At 44.7% G+C, this 18,269-nt stretch carries 16 protein-coding genes and 2 pseudogenes; 2 read left to right on the forward strand and 16 right to left on the reverse strand.

The window, feature by feature from the left end:
* Window positions 1–101: 101 nt before the first annotated feature.
* From AC23P2_RS22050 to AC23P2_RS22060, 3 genes are read right to left on the reverse strand one after another with little or no spacing between them, the layout of a single operon-like run.
* On the reverse strand, window positions 102–584 hold the full coding sequence (locus AC23P2_RS22050; protein WP_037302101.1) for a RidA family protein: 483 nt from the start codon (window positions 582–584) through the stop codon (window positions 102–104).
* 21 nt (window positions 585–605) lie between these two features.
* Window positions 606–2,153, reverse strand: coding sequence for a SusD/RagB family nutrient-binding outer membrane lipoprotein (locus AC23P2_RS22055; protein WP_487775206.1), 1,548 nt, complete (start codon window positions 2,151–2,153; stop codon window positions 606–608).
* Window positions 2,154–2,168: 15 nt separating this feature from the next.
* The gene (locus AC23P2_RS22060) at window positions 2,169–5,369 is read right to left on the reverse strand and encodes a SusC/RagA family TonB-linked outer membrane protein (RefSeq protein WP_487775207.1); all 3,201 of its coding nucleotides are present in this window, start codon (window positions 5,367–5,369) and stop codon (window positions 2,169–2,171) included.
* Between the two features lie 257 nt (window positions 5,370–5,626).
* Between AC23P2_RS22060 and AC23P2_RS22065 the strand changes: the two genes are divergently transcribed.
* Window positions 5,627–6,385 (forward strand): DeoR/GlpR family DNA-binding transcription regulator, encoded by a 759-nt coding sequence (locus AC23P2_RS22065; protein ID WP_487775208.1) that lies wholly within the window; start codon window positions 5,627–5,629, stop codon window positions 6,383–6,385.
* Between the two features lie 48 nt (window positions 6,386–6,433).
* Here AC23P2_RS22065 and AC23P2_RS22070 read toward each other — a convergent pair whose 3' ends face one another.
* The 3 genes from AC23P2_RS22070 to AC23P2_RS22080 form a co-directional block, all read right to left on the reverse strand.
* On the reverse strand, window positions 6,434–7,684 hold the full coding sequence (locus AC23P2_RS22070) for a PQQ-dependent sugar dehydrogenase (protein ID WP_487775209.1): 1,251 nt from the start codon (window positions 7,682–7,684) through the stop codon (window positions 6,434–6,436).
* A 110-nt stretch (window positions 7,685–7,794) separates the two neighbouring features.
* Window positions 7,795–8,178 carry a cyclophilin-like fold protein gene (locus AC23P2_RS22075; RefSeq protein ID WP_487775210.1) on the reverse strand — a complete coding sequence of 128 codons (384 nt, stop codon included), beginning with the start codon at window positions 8,176–8,178 and terminating at the stop codon, window positions 7,795–7,797.
* 155 nt (window positions 8,179–8,333) lie between these two features.
* Window positions 8,334–9,107, reverse strand: a complete 774-nt coding sequence (locus AC23P2_RS22080; RefSeq protein WP_487775211.1) for a hypothetical protein — start codon at window positions 9,105–9,107, stop codon at window positions 8,334–8,336.
* A 152-nt stretch (window positions 9,108–9,259) separates the two neighbouring features.
* On the opposite strand from AC23P2_RS22080, the gene AC23P2_RS22085 reads away from it, so the two are divergent.
* Window positions 9,260–10,147: a helix-turn-helix domain-containing protein gene (locus AC23P2_RS22085; protein WP_487775212.1), complete on the forward strand. Its 888-nt coding sequence runs from the start codon at window positions 9,260–9,262 to the stop codon at window positions 10,145–10,147.
* A 2-nt stretch (window positions 10,148–10,149) separates the two neighbouring features.
* Here the strand turns inward: AC23P2_RS22085 and AC23P2_RS22090 are convergent, their stop codons facing one another.
* The 10 genes and pseudogenes from AC23P2_RS22090 to madL form a co-directional block, all read right to left on the reverse strand.
* A complete protein-coding gene (locus tag AC23P2_RS22090) occupies window positions 10,150–10,323 on the reverse strand; it encodes a hypothetical protein (RefSeq protein WP_487775213.1) in 174 nt (57 codons plus the stop codon).
* A 56-nt stretch (window positions 10,324–10,379) separates the two neighbouring features.
* Window positions 10,380–10,718: pseudogene (locus AC23P2_RS22095) on the reverse strand (AAA family ATPase); the annotation flags it as partial.
* A 154-nt stretch (window positions 10,719–10,872) separates the two neighbouring features.
* Window positions 10,873–11,607: a 3-oxoacid CoA-transferase subunit B gene (locus AC23P2_RS22100; RefSeq protein WP_487775255.1), complete on the reverse strand. Its 735-nt coding sequence runs from the start codon at window positions 11,605–11,607 to the stop codon at window positions 10,873–10,875.
* Window positions 11,587–12,276 (reverse strand): annotated as a pseudogene (locus AC23P2_RS22105) (CoA transferase subunit A); the annotation flags it as partial. The pseudogene AC23P2_RS22105 and the gene AC23P2_RS22100, both read right to left, overlap by 21 nt.
* A 189-nt stretch (window positions 12,277–12,465) precedes the next feature.
* A complete protein-coding gene (locus AC23P2_RS22110) occupies window positions 12,466–12,918 on the reverse strand; it encodes a DUF3237 domain-containing protein (protein WP_487775214.1) in 453 nt (150 codons plus the stop codon).
* Window positions 12,919–13,006: 88 nt separating this feature from the next.
* Window positions 13,007–14,242 (reverse strand): flavin-dependent oxidoreductase, encoded by a 1,236-nt coding sequence (locus AC23P2_RS22115; protein WP_487775215.1) that lies wholly within the window; start codon window positions 14,240–14,242, stop codon window positions 13,007–13,009.
* A gap of 47 nt (window positions 14,243–14,289) precedes the next feature.
* Window positions 14,290–15,516 (reverse strand): multidrug effflux MFS transporter, encoded by a 1,227-nt coding sequence (locus AC23P2_RS22120; RefSeq protein ID WP_487775216.1) that lies wholly within the window; start codon window positions 15,514–15,516, stop codon window positions 14,290–14,292.
* A 391-nt stretch (window positions 15,517–15,907) separates the two neighbouring features.
* Window positions 15,908–17,116 carry a 3-oxoadipyl-CoA thiolase gene (gene pcaF / locus AC23P2_RS22125; RefSeq protein ID WP_487775217.1) on the reverse strand — a complete coding sequence of 403 codons (1,209 nt, stop codon included), beginning with the start codon at window positions 17,114–17,116 and terminating at the stop codon, window positions 15,908–15,910.
* Window positions 17,117–17,120: 4 nt separating this feature from the next.
* A complete protein-coding gene (gene madM / locus AC23P2_RS22130) occupies window positions 17,121–17,879 on the reverse strand; it encodes a malonate transporter subunit MadM (RefSeq protein WP_487775218.1) in 759 nt (252 codons plus the stop codon).
* Between the two features lies 1 nt (window position 17,880).
* Window positions 17,881–18,249, reverse strand: coding sequence for a malonate transporter subunit MadL (gene madL / locus AC23P2_RS22135; RefSeq protein WP_487775219.1), 369 nt, complete (start codon window positions 18,247–18,249; stop codon window positions 17,881–17,883).
* Between the last annotated feature and the right edge of the window lie 20 nt (window positions 18,250–18,269).

The following is an 18,269-nucleotide window of genomic DNA, read 5'->3' on the forward strand; positions in this document are numbered from 1 at the left end:
AATGAATAAATTAACTCTATATACCTAAAAAAACCCTTGCAAGAGTCAGACTCCTACAAGGGAAATAAATCGGGGTTACGTGAAGGCGTTTTGCTTGTCGGCTATTCGTATAATTCAAACATTGCTTCAATTTCTACGGGAATGTTGTCGGGTAACGTGCCCATTCCAACCGCGCTCCTTACGCCAATGCCATTTTCAGTGCCCCACACTTGGGCAAATAACTCACTGCATCCATTGATGACGTACGGATGGCGCAAAAAATCGGACGTGCAATTCACCATTCCTAATACTTTCATTACCCGCTTTACTCGGTCCAACGAACCTACGTGGGTTTTGATGGTTGAAAGCATGGTAAGCCCCACTTGACGGGCCGCTAACTTGGCTTGCTCTATGTCTAACTCCTCGCCTACTCGCCCAATTATCAAGCTTTTATCGTCTTGTACTGGCCCGTGCCCCGAGAGAAACAAGTACTTCCCATCAATCAAATAAGGCTTATAGACCCCAAGCGGTGCGGGTGCAGGAGGTAACGATAATTCGAGGGCTGCAAACGCCTCTTCGGGGCTCAATGTTTCAATCACTGTCATGTTGTTGATTACTTTTGTGAATTATTGCTTATCCCACCAAACGCGTGTCAACAAATCGTCCGCTCCTTGGCGTTGAACGGCTTCATTGTACGAAGCTCGGTTGAGGGTTTGTTCTAAAACTGGGTACAAGAAACGACGGAAAATTTTTCCACCCGTGGCGTTTCCAGGATATACGTTTGGCACCAACGCAGGGTAGCCAGTACGACGGTAGTTGTTGTAAACCTCCTGAGCATCAGGAAAAATACCTGCCCAAAACTGGTAATAAATTTGTTCGGTTTGCTCGGCCACCGTTCCCGACGTTTTCAACGCATGGGCTGTGATATAGCTATCAATGCGGGCTTTGTCGATGACGTTGGTGACGCCACTGATTAAATCCCACTGCTGCATGGCGGCACGAATACCTGTTTCGTACAAAGCAGAAGCCGTTTCGGTTTTGTACCAACCTTTGATGGCTGCCTCCGCCAACAAGAAGTTGGACTCTGCCACCGTGAAGAGCAACAAAGGCGCATCTACTTTAAGTACGGTAGTTTGTTTGGGTTCTGAGTAGGTTATAAAGTCGGAAGGTTTGGTACCGTTGATGGTCGCAGGTAGTCCTTTTTGAATGCTCTCATCCGAACTTGCCACTCCATTGACATACACCACCGACAACACCCCTAAACGCGGGTCTTTGTTGGTTTTCAATGAGTTAATAAACACATCTTGGTATTTTCCGCCTTCAGTATTGTTTGTTCCGTCAGCACGAAGGTAATTGTCGTTCAACAACTGCCACGCAATTGGGTTTTTGTTGATATTTTGTCCTGAAGCCAAATAGCTTACCTTGGCAATGTCGGCATAGTCACGAATAACTCCGCCCGCGATGGCTTTTGTCACCCAGTTCTGAGACGCAGCCGCGTCCACTTTCGACAAACGCATTCCCAAACGTAGCATGAGTGAGTAGGCAAATTTTTTCCATTTCGTACTATTGCCGTGATAAATCAAATCTGAATTACCGAAAGTCGTGGTGTTTGAGGCATCAAACGAATTCGCCGCCGTTTCCAACTCCTTCAACATATCGGCATAAATCGCACTTTGAGCGTCGTATTTGGGCTGAAATATCGAAAGATTGTATCCCTGTGCTGCTTCTGAATACGGAATATCACCGTATAAATCCGTCAGGCGACTATAACAAAACACGCGCCAAATACGCGCTGCGGCGTAAAGGTTTACTTTGGAGGGGTCATCTTTCACTGCTTTGATGACCTCTCCGATTTGATTGATTTGAGTAGGGTAAGAATTGGAAAAAACACCACCCGTGGCATTTACTTGCGACGCGGTATATTTCGAGCCGAAGCCCTCTACGTCGTTGTAGCTGGTGGTATATTGCATCAGTCCAAACAACAAACTGCCTTTGTTTCCGCTGTTGGCAGCACCGTCGTAGATGGCCTTGCTAAAAATGTAAGGGGTTGTCGGTACCGAAACCGCATTAGGGTTGGTGTTGATTTCAACAAAATCTTTATCGCACGAGGCAAGGATAGCCATGCTACTCAATGCAAAAACGGGAAGTTTATATCTTGACAATAACTGTTTCATTTTCTTGTGCTTGGGTTAAAATTTCAGGTTCAAGTTAATCCCGTACGAGCGTGTACGTGGCAAACCAATCGACTCAATCCCTTGAGCAGAACCATTGGTCAATCCTTGTTCGGGATCAAAATTGTCGGTCTTTTTGAAGAGAATCAACAAGTTACGACCCACCAACGACACGCTTGCCGATTTTACGCCCACTGCTTTCAGCAGCCCCGCAGGCAAGTTGTACGATACGATGATTTGACGTAGCTTCACAAAGCTTGCATCGTGGACAAACAGCTCGGTGTAGCGGTTTAAGTTGTTGTAGTAAGCACTACGTAGATTGGCAACAGGCACGGTATAAGAATAGGCGTCTCCTTTGGCCGTTACCCCCGTCAACAACAACCCGTTTTCGCGTCCTGGCAGCGTCGATTTCATCAATCCCAAACGCGTAGCATACACTTCCATTACAGAGAAAATACTCCCGCCAAATTTTCCATCCACCAAGGCATCGAACGTAAAGTTTTTGTACTTAAAAGTGTTATTTAATCCCATCGTATAAGGATGTACGCCATTTCCTAAGTACTGATTGTTGTCGGTTTGCAACGGAAGGTTAGAATTGGTATCATAAATGATGTTTCCTGCGGCATCCTTCTTCATGCGATAACCGTAAATTCCACCAAAAGGCATTCCTACTTGGTTGTTGATAAACGCATTTCCATTGGCTGAGTTTCCGATGGAAAAGGTCGAAATTCCGTCAGCCAATTTTAAGACTTCACTTTTGTTATACGCAAAATTGAAGCTTGAATTCCACGAAAAGTCGGTTGTTTTGATAGGAGTTCCTTCAATCAATAACTCAACCCCTTTGTTGCTCAACTCCCCCGAATTTAAAATGGCACTCGTATAACCCGAAGCCCCCGAAATAGGCACACTTACGATGTCATTGGTTGATTTTTTGTTGTAAACAGCCGCGTCAATGTTGATTCGTCCGCCAAACAAACGCGTGGTAAAACCAAACTCAGCCGTGGTAGAAGTAAACGGTTTAAGCTCGGCATTGGTGATGGAATTTGAGCTTACGTTTTGCAACGGTACCGAACTAGCACTTGGCACGCTACTGTAGGCAAGGTTGATAGCGTAAGGATCAGGGCCACCACCACCTACTTGCGCCCACGAAGCCCGCAATTTTAAGAAATCCACCGCATCGGGCATTTTAACAATATCCGAAAGCATCAAACTTGTCCCAACGCTTGGGTAAAAAATTCGGTTGTTTTTAGGACTCAAGGTCGAAAACCAGTCTTGACGCCCCGACAAAGTCACAAACCAGCTATTTTTCAAATCCAAATCCACCGATCCAAACACCGAATTTGTCTTGATTTTACTAGCAACAGGCGTGGCAATGGACGTTGCTAAATTTGAATAACTGTAGAAATACGGAATCGTATAACCTTGGCCAAAGAAATCGAACTGGTTGTTTTCAAATTGGCGGGTATTGGCTCCCGCCAACGCCGATAAGCCAATCAATTCTCCAAAACGGGTATTGTAAGATGCCGTAACCATGCTATTGGTTTCTGATACATCCGACTTAATACCATCATACTGCCCTTGCGGAATATACTGTCCGCCCGTTGGCATGATACTCGTAAAATTATAATTGTAAAAATCGCGCGTAGTCGTTGCCTTCAGCGTGAGGTTTTTTAAGAGGTCGTACGACACCGACGCTTGTCCAATAAAGCGGTCTTTGGTATCGGTCTGTTTGAACTTATTGATAAAGAAATACCCGTTGGTCACAATCCCTGCGTCATTCCAGAAAATTTCGTTTCCGTTGGCATCATGGCCTGGATCCAACCAACGCACATCCACCGTATTGGCCACTTCATAAGCCATCCAGTTGGGGTTTCCGAGGGCATCCCCCGCAATCGGGCGGTTATGGCCCTGTTCGCGATTATACTGCATCACGGCCTCTGCACGAAGTCGGCTACTCAAATTGGCAGAGATACTCAAATTGGCCGATTTACGGTTATACGTATTGGATGGCAAAACGCTTTTAGCGTCCAAATCAGACACCGATAAACGATACACAACGGCATCGTTTCCGCCAGATAGCGCAATAGAGTTGGTGAGGTTAATGCCCGTTTGGTAGAAATTTTTCAAATTATTTTTTTGGGCAACATAAGGGTGCGTTTTTCCGTCGGCAGCTACATAATCCGTGGAACCATCAATTTTTGAGCCAAACGAACGGCGACCTGTGGCCTGTGCCTGAGCGAGCGTTGTAGGTTTTACGCCACCATCGCCTTGGCCATATTCGTACTGAAAATCAGGGAATACCGATACGTTTTCCATCGTAAACGTTCCGTTATACTCTACTCCCACTCCCTTTTGAGATTTCCCTTTTTTAGTAGTAATCAAAATAACCCCATTGGCACCACGAGAACCATAAAGCGCCGCAGCAGCGCCGCCTTTGAGCACCGTCATCGACTCAATATCATCGGGGTTGATGGCCGCAATCCCATCCCCACGGTCGGTACCTGCTTTTGTTCCTAATCCATTGACCAGCGAGCTTCCACCTGGTACGCTGTTGTCAATCGGCATCCCGTTGATAACGTACAAAGGCTGACTATTGCCTGTCAATGAGCCATTTCCACGAATCACCACACGACTAGACCCGCCAGGCCCCGTTGAAAGTCCCGTCGCATTTACCCCCGCAATTTTACCCGTCAAGGCATTGGCAACGTTGTTTTCACGCGCTTGGGTAAAACCCGTCCCTGCAATTTCGGTGACTGAATACGACACCGCTTTTTTGTCCTTTTTAATGCCAAGAGCAGTGACGACAACTTCGGCAAGTTCTTGCGCACTTTCTTTTAGTTGCACCGTAACAGACGTTTGCGAAGGACTGAGGGTTAGTTCGTAGGGTTCATAACCAATAAAACTCACCACAATTGTTACGTTTGTCGCACTTAGTGATTCGGGAAGGGTCAATTTAAAGTTACCCTCTGCATCCGTACTTGTACCAATTCGCTGATTTCCTTTCACAATGACCGAAGCACCCACCACAGGCATTGCATCTTTTGCGGACACAACAGTGCCCTTTAGCTCGCCAATAGCCGCAAATTTTGCAGCATTTTGCAAATTCACCCTTCCTCTCCCATGTGCATCAGAAGGGAAAAAAGGGCTAAAAGTCAAGCACCCTGCCAGCGAAAGCCACAGATAGCGTTGATTTTGCTTAATAAGTCGATTTTTTTTCATATAGAGTTAAAACAGTTTGATAAGAACAAGGTGTTGGTAGTAACAGCGCTAAATATTTGCAATATTTGCACAATGTTAAAAGATTATTATTTATTTACCGCAAAATTTGCAATTAAATTTTATTAAACCCCGCATAGTGCGTATTTTTACTTAATAATTTTGCTGTTTTTGCAATATTCTAGTTAAAGCTTTAGTAGCCATTTAGAATTTTACTTATCTTTGTATCGTACAATCGTTTGTTAATTTTTTGCAATAAAATGCCTGTCAATCTGCTTAAAAAAGAGCGGAAGGACCTGATTTTGAAAGAAATCAACGTCCATACGCGTATTTCATTAAATGAGTTAGTGGATAAACTCAATGTCTCGGAGGATACTGTTAGAAGAGACATCAATGAGCTTTCGGAAGAGGGAGAAATCATTAAGATTCGGGGAGGCGCCATGTCAAAGGCATACCACCATACCTCCAATCTCAAAGAAACCTACGCACATTCTCAGAAGGAAATTATTGGCCGCAAAACGCTCAATTTACTGAAGGAAGGAATGCTGGTCATCATCGGTGGCGGAACCACCATCCGCGAATTTGTCAAGCTCATCCCCGATGATTTTTCGGCAACGTTTATGACGGTTAACCCGCTGACTGCTGTAGAGTTGCTGGATAAACCTAACCTTGAAATTATCTTAATTGGGGGTCAATTGTCACGCTACAGCCAAATGTCGGTTGGTGGTGAAGTACACCATCGGCTATCAGAAATGAAAGCCGACCTTTGTATTATTGGTACCAACGCCATTGATGTACAAACGGGTTTAACCGATTCGGATTGGGAGACCGTGCAAGTGAAGAAAGCCATGATGAAAGCCTCTGATAAGGTGGCGATTTTGGCAATTTCTGAGAAATTAAATTCGGTAATGAAGATGAAAATCGCCGATTTAGACGAAATTGATTACCTCATTACCGAACTTCCCGCCGATGCTGCGATGATGGCATCGTACCAAAATAGCAAATTGAACGTGTTGTAGAAGGGGGAGTTTTAGGCTATATTTTAGATAAACAAAGATGGTATTCCATCATTCTCTATCAATTTTATACATTCTTCCCCCGTCGGTAATCGCATAAAGCGCACCATCCGTTCCTTGGGCAAGGTCCCGAAACCGTTGTCCTTCAGAAGTAAGAAGCCGCTCTTCTCCCGTGACTTTGTTGTTGGTAATAACCAGCCTTGCAATGTGTTGACCACTCAACGCAGCTACAAAAAGATTATTTTGCCATTCGGGAATGCGATTTCCTTGGTAGAAAGTCATCCCGCTGGGAGATATGACAGGATCCCAATAATAAACGGGCTGTTCCATTCCATTTTGTTGTTGAATGCCCGAACCAATGGTTTGCCCACCGTATTCAATACCGTACGTAATGGTAGGCCAACCGTAGTTTGCTCCTGGCAGCACCCGATTGATTTCATCCCCGCCCCGAGGACCGTGTTCGCTTTGCCACAACTCTCCCGTAGTTGGATGCAGTGCAATGCCTTGCGGGTTTCGGTGCCCGATGCTAAACAACTCAGGGAGGGTACCTGTTCCATTAAATGTAGGATTGCCAGAGGCAGGGCCACCATCGGTCGTGATGCGAACGATTTTCCCCAAAGCTCCCGAAACCGATTGTGACAGCGGACGAGTAGCTAAGTTGGAGCGTTCGCCCGTACTGACGAGTAAATGTCCCGTTTTATCAAACAAAATACGACCACCGTAATGCAAGGTGCTGTTGGCCGCAGGACTGGCTCGGTATATGACGGTTGCATTTTCAATGGCCGTCTCACCCGTCGCTAATTTTCCTTTGGCTACTGCGGTGACTGTTCCCCCCGTTACATTTTCCGAGAATACCCAATAGACCATTCGATCGGTTGCAAACGACGGCGAAACGCAAACGCCAAGCAAGCCACCCTGCCCGCCTGCGTTGACGGTTGGGATACCCGTGATAGGCGCGCTCACCGTTCCTGAAGCCGTAATGATACGCATTCTTCCTGACTTTTCGGTGACCAACAATCGTCCATCGGGCAGCGAAGTGATGCCCCACGGCGCGCTAAGCGAAGACGTGAGAAGGGTAACTTTATATAGCGTAGAGGTTTTCACTCCTCCAACCCGAGTTTGCCCCGAAAAAGCTGGTTTGTAGCTCGTATTGGCAGGATTGGTTTCAACGGGTTGCGCAGCTACGGGAAGTTCGGGCTCGGGTACGGTCGTAGTGCTTCCGTCTTCATTTTGTTTTTCGGTGCAAGCACCTAATAAACTGAGGGTTACAATAATGATAGCAAGAGGTGTGGTCTTTTTCATGTTCGTTAATTTTAAAGTAAAACCAGAATCATGTTTTGGTATATTAACGATAGTAACGATGAGCTTGTTTGATTTAGTGGTTGAAAACGGGGAAAATTACAAGATTTCAATCATTCTTTCACCTCAAAACGCACCTTCACATCCCCCACCCCAAGGGCTGTGGCTAGTCCATTGACGTCATCAATTTTACCAATTTTAGTGTAACTATAAGAGGTAGAAAACGCTTTGTAAAAAAGCACTAACGTACTTGACCCGTACATCATCAAATCCCCCGTTTGAATACTCGCAGGCACTGATGCGTTGGTAGGTACACTTTTGGGCAGTTGAGCATATTTTTCGTTGTTATTGAGTTCGTTCATAGTTAACGTCAACGGCAATTGCGCTACAAAAGCCTTTGCAGCAGGAGTATCGGTAAGGGTCGCAGAAAAGGCATTGTTTCCTATTTTAATGCTTATTTTATTGGTGGTTGTTTCAGGTTGTAGTGACTCAGTCATTGGAAGTTCAACTTGATTAGTGATTTGTTCGGTTTTACAAGCAATTGAGACAATTACTGTTACAAAAAGTGAGAATGTTATGTTTTTCATTTTCATCGTTGCTTACATGGTTCTTGAAGTATTTTTCACAATCATTTTTACAAAAGGTTAGCCCGTTAATTCAACTTTTTCAGGTTTTTACTAAAATTGTAACTCACGCCTATGTTCCACATAAACACCTTGTTTCCAGGCACATCAGCTTTAATCGTTTGGTTAATGGTAGAACTTAGGCTAATGGGAAGTTTCTTATGGGCTAGAACTGTAGTTAGCATAACATAATCTCCTGTGTAGCCATCGGTATGTAAGAAAAATGCCGATGGAAAAAGGCTGAGTCGAACATTTTTTGATAGCCCCAAATCAGTCAAAGCCGTATTTAGGAACAAGACATTGGTAAACTGTGGCCCCCACTTTTGAAAGGCATGGCCTTGTAAATACACGGCGCTTATTCCAAATCTCTTGCTAAATTGATAACTTGGCACAATCTCAAACGCTCCGAAGCGAAGCATTTCAGTAATTTCTTTGGTAATTCCTGGTTCGGTATCTTCTCGGCGAATTAAATTGAAAGCGGGGTGTACGCCCACTCTCAAACCAAACCTTTTAGCATCAATTACCTTGTAGCGAAGCCAAAGAAGAATACCACCTTTACTGGCGTTGGGTACCAAGCGAATATCTGGCTCGAAACTCAATCGTTTTTTACGCCAAGATAGGTTCGTAATGAATGCTGGGCTATTGAGCGAAAACGAAGGAATAATCGAAAAACCATTGTTGGTAATGCCCACCGAACCCGAAAATTTGGTTATATTTTTTGTACTGTCAGCCGTTTGAGCTGAGACGATTTGGGTTAAAAAAGTAAAAAGACTGGGAAGAACAAGTCGGTTTAAAAACTTCATTGATAGGCAGTTAAAGTAGATACGGAAGAATTATTTTGCAAAATTACTTCAGCCCCTACTTACTCCTTTTATACATTTTACAGTTTTACCTACCATTTTCACCGACGCTTTTTCAATTTGTGTTTGAAGGTGGTAGTTTTGAAAAAAAGCCCATGTTAATCTTCGATACCATCAAAACCTACAGCGAATTTTTTAAAAATAAAACGCTGCATCCACTCATCAACTATGTCGATTTGAATAAATCGGATATGATTCCGAGGCACAAAGCTCGTATTGATTTTTATGCCATCATCACCAAAGAAACGCTTTGCGGTGAGTTCAGGTACGGCAATAAATCGTATGATTATTCTGACGGTTCAATGATTTTTATCGGGCCTAATCAGATTGTGGGCAGCGAACCCGAAGGCGAGATACATCAACCCTACGGCAAGGCATTGGTATTTCATCCTGACCTCATTAAGGGGACGAGTTTGGGGAAGCAAATTCATGAATATACCTTTTTCAGTTATGAGCTACATGAATCGTTACACCTATCGGACAGAGAAAGGGAAATTGTGGATCACTGCTACACAAATATCATCACAGAAATCAGTCAGAATATTGATAAACACAGTAAAAAACTGATTGTAGCCAATTTAGAGTTATTGTTGAAATACTGTTCTCGTTTTTATGATCGCCAGTTTATCACGCGCGAGCACGTCAATCATGGCCTGATTGAACAGTTTGAACATAAGATTAACGATTACTTGTGGAGTGAGCAATTGAAGAGCGACGGTTTACCAAATGTAGCTTACTTTGCTGACGAGCTACACCTTTCGGCCAATTATTTTGGTGATTTAGTCAAAAAAGAAACGGGAAAATCTGCTTTAGAATTTATTCATTTGAAACTCCTCGAAGTGGCGAAAGAACGAGTGCTTGATTCGACCAAATCAATCAGCGAGGTATCGTACGAACTTGGTTTCAAATACCCCCAGCATTTCACTCGATTTTTCAAGCAAAAAGTGGGGATAAGCCCGTTGGAATATCGAGGAGTGAATTGAGATTAACGAAAGTCGAATAAAAACTGCTGCAACGTGAGGTGATGGATTCCTTTGTACGTATTGGTCGTAGCAAAGCTATTTTGACTAATAACGTATTTCGGGTAGTTATCGTTGATAAGCAGTAGATTGCCAAATTCTCGGTCGATAGTCGCTTGTTCATGAAGCAAGTACGCCACTTGAAAATTTGTATTTGTTGTGACTTGAGATAATCACTGATTTTTTTGGCAGAAAGCTGACTACCTACGTTGTCGGCGATGTAATTGACCAAATTCTCTAAAAAAGCGACGTTTCGTATCTGATTGCGCTTAATAATGTCTCTGTACAAAATCGAATTGTAGATATTTTGCAAATATTCGCGCTTTACTTTGTCGTCGTCTGGTAGTATTAAAAGGCCCGCTAATCCACCAAATTGCAAGAATTTTTGAAAATTAGCTTCATTATTTTCGACTTCGTTAAGCTCTAAAAACTCTCGATAATCCAACGGGAATACTTCTACCTCGATGAAGCGCCCACTGAGCAAGGTAGCCAATTCGCCCGAAAGTAGATTAGCATTGCTTCCCGTGACGTAAATATCGTCTAAGTATTTTCATTATACTGAAATTTTACTGTAAAAATAGACATACTTTCAGTATGATGAAAATACCTGCAAATTCGTATTAAAATACTCCCATTTTCAAGCAAAAAGTGGGGGTAAGTCTGTTGGAGTATCGGGGAGTGAAGTGAAGTTACACTTCAATCACAGGCACATCGCCTTCCACAATCAGTTTTCCTTCTGTCACTGACTGAACATATTCGATGGTGATGCCTGGGGCAATTTCTAATAATTTGAAGCCTCCTTCGGGTACTACCTCAAATACACCCAATTCGGTCACAATTTTTTTGACACAGCCAATACCCGTCAGCGGCAACGTACAGCGTTTGAGAAGTTTAGACTCGCCCGCTTTGTTGACGTGCTGCATGGCTACGATGATGTTTTTGGCCGATGCCACCAAATCCATTGCACCGCCCATGCCTTTCACCATCTTACCAGGGATTTTCCAGTTGGCGATGTCTCCATTTTCAGCCACTTCCATGGCACCCAAAATCGTTAAATCGACGTGCTCGCCGCGAATCATGGCAAAACTCTCGGCCGAACTAAACAACGACGAACCCTCTTGCATCGTTACGGTTTGTTTGCCCGCGTTGATGAGATCCGCGTCCACGTTGTCTTCGGTCGGGAACGGCCCAATACCTAACAATCCATTCTCCGATTGAAGCACTACGTTGATACCTTCGGGGATATAATTGGCAACTAAGGTGGGTATTCCAATCCCTAAATTGACGTAATATCCATCGCGGAGTTCTTTAGCAATGCGCTTGGCGATGCCAAATTTGTCGAGCCCTCCAGCCCCCGATGGGGGAGTAATGGCCTTAGCTCCCCCATTGGGGGTTAGGGGGCTGCTTACTGTCCGCTGCTCAATGCGTTTTTCGTAATTTTTTCCTTCAAAAATGCGCTGAACGTAGATGCCTGGTACATGAATTTCGTTGGGGTCGAGAGTGCCCGCAGGAACTAATTCTTCCACTTCGGCAATACAAATCTTACCCGCTGCGGCCATCATTGGGTTGAAGTTTCGAGCGGTGCCTCTAAAGACTAAATTTCCAGAAGTATCCCCTTTCCAAGCCTTTACAATAGAAAAATCGGCACGTAGCCACGATTCCAGCAAGTATTTTTTCCCATTAAATTCACGCGTTTCCTTTCCTTCGGCTACCTCAGTTCCAACACCCGCAGGGGTAAAAAATGCGGGAATACCTGCTCCTCCAGCCCGTACACGTTCGGCCAATGTCCCTTGGGGAATCAGTTCCACTTCCAACTCACCTGAAAGCAACTGCCGTTCAAATTCTTTATTTTCACCGACATACGACGAAATCATCTTTTTGACTTGGCGCTGTTGGAGCATCAAGCCAATCCCAAAGGTATCGACTCCTGCGTTGTTAGAAATACAGGTCAGTTCTTTCACTCCTTTCTCTACCAATGCTGAAATGCAGTTTTCGGGAATACCGCATAGGCCAAATCCTCCAAGCATTAGTATCGCTCCATCTTGTATATCGGCCACGGCCTCAACCGCGCCACTTACAACTTTATTTATCATTGTTTATTGTCTGTTAATCTGTTTCTGGATACAATCGAGTCTGACTATCGTCTGGGATGTAATCGGGTCTGACTATCGTCTGGGATGCAATCGGGTCTGACTATCGTCTGACCCTGTCCCCTGCCTTGGCTCACGGTCAGACGGTAGTCAGACCGATACCATTGCTTGTAAAACGACCCACGAATGGCTTTAGTTTATTTTATACACCTGAATCAGCACTTTATCGGGCTTGCGAATCCCCGTTGCGACAAACACCGATTGCGACAGCCATACATACTTTGGGTCGGCGGTTTCAAAAATAGGAATCGAGCGAAAATAATACTCCGACGGATCTACATCTTTGCCTTCGGACAGTCGTTTCATCACCTCAGCAGGGCCACGCCGAAGTCCTTGATTAACAATCGTAATCAAAGCACCATCATCGGTTTGAAGTACGTAACGAGCGTCCAATTCTGCCACGCCATCAGGGCGAATTACCTGCCAATCGTACCCTCCTGCTTGAACCTTTCCTTTGATTGCAGGTCCTTCAAACGTACCTCCCGTGATTGGAATCATACGACGATTGCCACGGTGGGTGTCGCCCATAAACTGTATTTCTGCGACCTCTACCCGCAACTCAAATGCAAATTCTAATTCCATCATTGATTTCTTATTTAAAGTCACCCTCATACCCTCCATTCATTCACTTTTTCAGTTTTAAATTTATGGGTTTTGCCGTTTTACGGTTCATTTACTTCTTTTGATTGAGCGTCTGCACATCAAAGCCCGCAATTTTTTTATAATGCTCCATCACGTTTGCCAATTCTTCGTGGGGAATTTCGTCAGGCGTAAACCCTTGTGGAAAACGTTCCTCCATCAAATCCATGATTTGGTCGGGGCCTTTGGCTCGGTTTTGCAGCACCACTTTTGCCGCGGCAGGAACCCGCTCCTGGTCGTAAGCCTCAAACGCCTCCAATGGATTTTCAAATTTGACCAAACATTCCATCAAATAATCAGCATCTAAAATCGCTTGCGATGCCCCGTTTGAGCCGATTGGGTACATCGGGTGTGCTGCATCGCCCAAAAGTGTTACTCGTCCAAACGTCCAGCGGTCGAGCGGGTTACGGTCCGACATAGGAAACTCATACACTGCCTTCGCTCCGTTAATCATGGCGGGAACGTCCAACCAATCAAACGTCCAATCTTTGTAAACTTCCACCAATCGTGCTTTGTCAGCTTCGCGGTTCCAATCACGTGCAGTGAGTTTCGATTTTCCTTCTTTCAAATTTCCCACCCAATTAATAAGATAATCTCCATTTTCGTCGGGCGTAGCATCAATGGGATACACTACCATTTTTTGCTGCATACTTCCAATCATCGCCATCGAAGTACCGTTCAAAAATGGTTTCATACGAGTCGTACCTCGATAAAGTACGTTTTCGGAATAAACAGGTGGGCCTTCGTTGGGGTACAATTGTTGACGAACAACAGAGTTAATACCGTCAGCACCAATCAGCATATCACCCGTTTCTTGGCGAATAATTTCACCCGTTTCCCGATTGATAAAAATTGCTTTTACCTCCGCTTCATTTTGCTCAAAATGCGATAAATGGTGATTTGAAATGAGCTTATCCTCACCGAGCACTCGTTTCGCCTCCTCCCACAAAATCATTTGTAAAGTACCTCGGTGAATGGAGAATTGAGGCCATTTATATCCTGCAAAACGTCCGCGAGGCTCCGTCCAAAACTGCTGTCCAAACTTATTAAAATACACCAAATCAGTGGTTTCAATGGCATTTTTTGCCATCGTTTCTTGCAAACCAAGGTGGGTGAGTACTCGTACCGAATGAGGCAGCGTATTGATTCCTACACCAAGGGGTTTTACGTCTTTGACCGATTCAAAAACATGGACATCAAACCCTGCTTTGTGCAGACAGAGGGCAGTAGTAAGTCCTCCAATTCCTCCGCCGATTATAATAATTTTCATCTTAATTTTTAAAATAAGGCAGTCTGATTTTTAAACAGCATAAAAAATTAATGATCTCCCGCGAAAACAGTTTCGTCATTTTTGTCGAATGTCTGAATTTGATTAGCACCAAACCATAATCCCAACAACCCTATAAATGCCACCCCTGCCATGACGCCAACCATAGGCATTGCAGTTCCGTTGTCAAAATAACTACAAATAGCAGAAGCCACAGCCCCCGCCCCCATCTGAAAACTCCCCAACAATGCTGTGGCCGAACCTACATTTTTGGAAAAAGGGCGAATCGCCAAGGCCATCGCATTTGCGCCAATCATGCCTAAACAGAGCGTATAAACGGCCACTAGGCCCATCAACGAGCCCAACGAAAGGTACGAAAATGCCACGACCATCACCAAAGCAACTCCCATTACCGCTTGTACCAGCAGCCCTCTTTTGGCAATGGTTTCGCTGGAATGGTATTTCAATAACCAACGATTAAGCTGACTTCCGACCACAAAAGAGGCGGCATTGAGACCAAATACCCAGCCAAAAGTTTGTTCGTTGAGCCCAAGCAATTTCATATAAACAAAAGGTGCGTTGGCAATAAAGGCAAAAATCCCCGCCGTGTTCATGGCAGCGACTAAGGTGAAGCCTAAAAACGCGCGGTTTTGAAAAATGGAATAAAAGTCCGTTAGAACGGCTTTGGGTTTCAGTGATACGCTTCGGTCTTTTCCGCGTGATTCGGGCAAAAAGAGATAAACCAAAACCAAAATGAGGCTAGCAAAAGCTGCCAATACCCAGAAAATAGCCCGCCAACCCATACCAACCACGACGAATCCACCCACTGAAGGCGCAATGATGGGGGCAATGCCCATCACCAACGTCATGGTAGAAAAGACCTGTGCCAAGCGGTTGGCAGGAAACACATCCCGAACAATGGCGCGATTAGCCACCATTCCCATGCTTCCACCAATGGCTTGAAAAAAGCGCAGGATAATCAATCCCTCGACGGTATCTACCATGGAACACCCAACACTCGCTATGATATAAACGCCTAACATCAGCAATAATGGGGTTTTACGCCCAAAACGGTCAATGAGAGGGCCGTTGAGAAGCTGTCCCAAGCAAATTCCAACGAAGTAACTACTCATCGAATAAGCGACTTCAGCGATGGTTACGTTCAGTTCTTGGGCAATGGTAGGGAATGCCGCCAAGTACATATCGGTCGAGAAAGGCCCGATACCTTGCAAAGCTCCTAATAATAAAATGATGTTTTGTTCTTGTTTTTTTGTCATGAAGAAGGGGTTGCAAACCTATGAGGTTTCGTACTCGTTTAATTTTCAAACCTCATAGGTTTATTTAAACCAAAATTGACTAATTATTGGAATAGTGCAAATTTCCAATAATTAGTCAAAAAATGGATAGGCGAAATACGTTTTATTTTATGCAGAATCAATCAACAACTTACTCAAAAGCCTCCTTAATGATTTCAATTAATGCTTTTTTAGTAACAACGCTCTCCTCAGATCTGTCAAAATAAGGAGTTGTAAAAACCTCATTTTTCATTCGCTATTTCCCTTTTTTTTCTTTCTCAGGCAAATGAGTGTAAAGTTCGTATAAGGCGTGTGCTTGTGACATGATTTTTGAATGTTAACATTCAAAAATTCAAACCTCACCTTTTTTCCCCTACACCCGCTCAATCACAACCGCGTACCCCATTCCTACGCCTACGCACATGGAAGCCAAGGCATAACGCTGATTAGCACGAATAAGCTGATTTACTGCTGCTTGCACAATACGCGTCCCCGACATACCGAGCGGATGCCCAAGGGCAATGGCTCCTCCGTTGGGATTGATACGGGCGTCGTCATCGGCTAATCCAAGGTTGCGAGACACAGCCAAACATTGAGCCGAAAACGCTTCGTTAAACTCAATGACAGCCATATCATCGAGCGTCAATCCTGCTTTACGAAGGGCTTTTTGCGAAGCACTTACGGGGCCAATTCCCATAATTCGAGGCTCAACGCCTACCACCGCCGAGCTAACAATTCGCGCTTTGGGGCTGAGATTATAGCTTTTTACGGCCTCTTCCGACGCAATAAACATGGCAGCAGCACCGTCGTTTAAGCCTGAAGCATTGCCCGCCGTGACCGTTCCACCTTCTTTTTTGAAGGCAGGTTTTAGCTTGGCTAACCCTTCCAAAGTGGTATTTGGCTTGATAAATTCGTCTTTGTCAAAAACAGTTACGTTGCCTTTGAGGTCGGTCATTTCAACGGGAATAATTTCTTCCGCTAAAATCCCATTTTGCTGTGCTGCTGTTGCTTTTTGTTGAGAACGCAACGCAAACAAATCTTGGTCTTCGCGGCTAATGTTGTACATTTCAGCCAAATTTTCAGCCGTTACGCCCATGGCATCGGTGCCGTACATTTTTTGCATTTTTGGGTTAACAAAACGCCAGCCAAAACTCGAATCAAACATTTGAGCGTCGTTCCCAAAGGGTTTTGAGGTCTTTGAAATCACCCAAGGCCCACGCGTCATGTGCTCCATTCCTCCAGCAATAAACACCTCACCATCACCTGCTTTGATGGCGCGGTTGGCGTGCACTACCGCCGACATCCCTGACGAACACAGTCGGTTAACGGTTTCGCCTGGAACTGTGTAGGGAAGTCCTGCCAAGAGTAGTGCCATACGCGCTACGTTGCGATTGTCCTCCCCCGCTTGATTATGGCATCCCAAAATGACGTCTTCAATCACCTCAGTTGGAATCGAAGGGTTTCTTTTTATCAATTCAATGATTGGTAGGGCCGCTAAATCATCGGCTCTTACGGGTGACAAACTGCCACCAAAGCTACCAATCGGAGTACGAATGGCATCTATGATAAATGCGTCTTTCATATAACTATACGATTGTTCTTATAATGAGATAAAAAACCGAAGGACACAACAAACATCCTAGTCCCGTGTAAAATGTAGCAGTGAGTGCGCCATAAGGCACCAATTTGGGATCAGTAGCGGCTAATCCAGCCATTACTCCTGCATTTGTTCCCATAATCCCCCCAAATACCATGGCAGTGTGCGGATTGTCTAAGCCTATACGCTTGGCAAGCAGCGGAGTGGCAATCGCTACCACTGTCGCTTTTACAACGCCCGTGGCGATGCTCAACGCAATCACTTCCGAACTCGCGCCAATCGCAGCTCCCGTCACAGGGCCAACAATGTACGTACAGGCACCTGCCCCAATGGTGGTGAGGCTGACGGCGTCGTGGTAGCCCATGACCCACGCAACACTCAGTCCGACAGCAAAAGCAACGATAATTCCTATAATCAACGAAATAGCTCCGACTATACCCGATTTTTTCATGAGCAAAATACTTGCCCCAAATGCCGTGGAAACAATGGCAAAATCACGAAACATAGAACCTCCCAATTGACCCATTCCCGAAAGAAGTTTCACATCGGCAATGCCCTTTTCACCTCCCGAAATTGTTCCACCTACGTAGGCCAATAATAGTCCAAAAACAATGGCAACCGCTGGGGTCGGCACTTTTTTATTGAGCAATCGCTTGGATACGTTATCAGCCACCAAAATCATCAACCCAACCACCAAAAACGCAACGACTAACCCATTTTTTTCCAAAAACTTGAGAAAGATTTCCATGTTATTGTTCCGTTGAAGGTTTAAAGGCTTTCGTTAAATAAGGGATGATAAAGTAACAAACCGCAACGGGCAACGCCCCTGCCAACAAGGCCACCGCTCCACTCGAAACGGCGAGTTTGACGTTTTGGGTAGAGGCCATCGCCACGATAATAGGGATATACATTTGGTTCCAAAACTGAATACCAGATTGCGTTAAGTTATCCAGTTTACCCTGCTTTTCTAACCAACTGTTGACGACAATCAGCAAAAGCATGGCAAAACCAACGCCACCCACGTTGGCCTCTACACCGAGCCAACTACCGAGGTATTCGCCGAAAATTTGTCCGACGAGGTAACAAAATGCAAGAAGGGCTACGCCGTAAATGACCATGGAATAATTGTTTTGTTAAT

The sequence above is a fragment of the Runella sp. R0.1_18 genome (genome assembly GCF_057652155.1).

Bases quoted from the DNA above. Each gene is read 5' to 3' on its own strand.
- AC23P2_RS22050 (WP_037302101.1), bottom strand. From the start codon at position 584: ATGACAGTGATTGAAACATTGAGCCCCGAAGAGGCGTTTGCAGCCCTC.
- AC23P2_RS22055 (WP_487775206.1), bottom strand. From the start codon at position 2,153: ATGAAACAGTTATTGTCAAGATATAAACTTCCCGTTTTTGCATTGAGT.
- AC23P2_RS22060 (WP_487775207.1), bottom strand. From the start codon at position 5,369: ATGAAAAAAAATCGACTTATTAAGCAAAATCAACGCTATCTGTGGCTT.
- AC23P2_RS22065 (WP_487775208.1), top strand. From the start codon at position 5,627: ATGCCTGTCAATCTGCTTAAAAAAGAGCGGAAGGACCTGATTTTGAAA.
- AC23P2_RS22070 (WP_487775209.1), bottom strand. From the start codon at position 7,684: ATGAAAAAGACCACACCTCTTGCTATCATTATTGTAACCCTCAGTTTA.
- AC23P2_RS22075 (WP_487775210.1), bottom strand. From the start codon at position 8,178: ATGACTGAGTCACTACAACCTGAAACAACCACCAATAAAATAAGCATT.
- AC23P2_RS22080 (WP_487775211.1), bottom strand. From the start codon at position 9,107: ATGAAGTTTTTAAACCGACTTGTTCTTCCCAGTCTTTTTACTTTTTTA.
- AC23P2_RS22085 (WP_487775212.1), top strand. From the start codon at position 9,260: ATGTTAATCTTCGATACCATCAAAACCTACAGCGAATTTTTTAAAAAT.
- AC23P2_RS22110 (WP_487775214.1), bottom strand. From the start codon at position 12,918: ATGATGGAATTAGAATTTGCATTTGAGTTGCGGGTAGAGGTCGCAGAA.
- AC23P2_RS22115 (WP_487775215.1), bottom strand. From the start codon at position 14,242: ATGAAAATTATTATAATCGGCGGAGGAATTGGAGGACTTACTACTGCC.
- AC23P2_RS22120 (WP_487775216.1), bottom strand. From the start codon at position 15,516: ATGACAAAAAAACAAGAACAAAACATCATTTTATTATTAGGAGCTTTG.
- pcaF (WP_487775217.1), bottom strand. From the start codon at position 17,116: ATGAAAGACGCATTTATCATAGATGCCATTCGTACTCCGATTGGTAGC.
- madM (WP_487775218.1), bottom strand. From the start codon at position 17,879: ATGGAAATCTTTCTCAAGTTTTTGGAAAAAAATGGGTTAGTCGTTGCG.
- madL (WP_487775219.1), bottom strand. From the start codon at position 18,249: ATGGTCATTTACGGCGTAGCCCTTCTTGCATTTTGTTACCTCGTCGGA.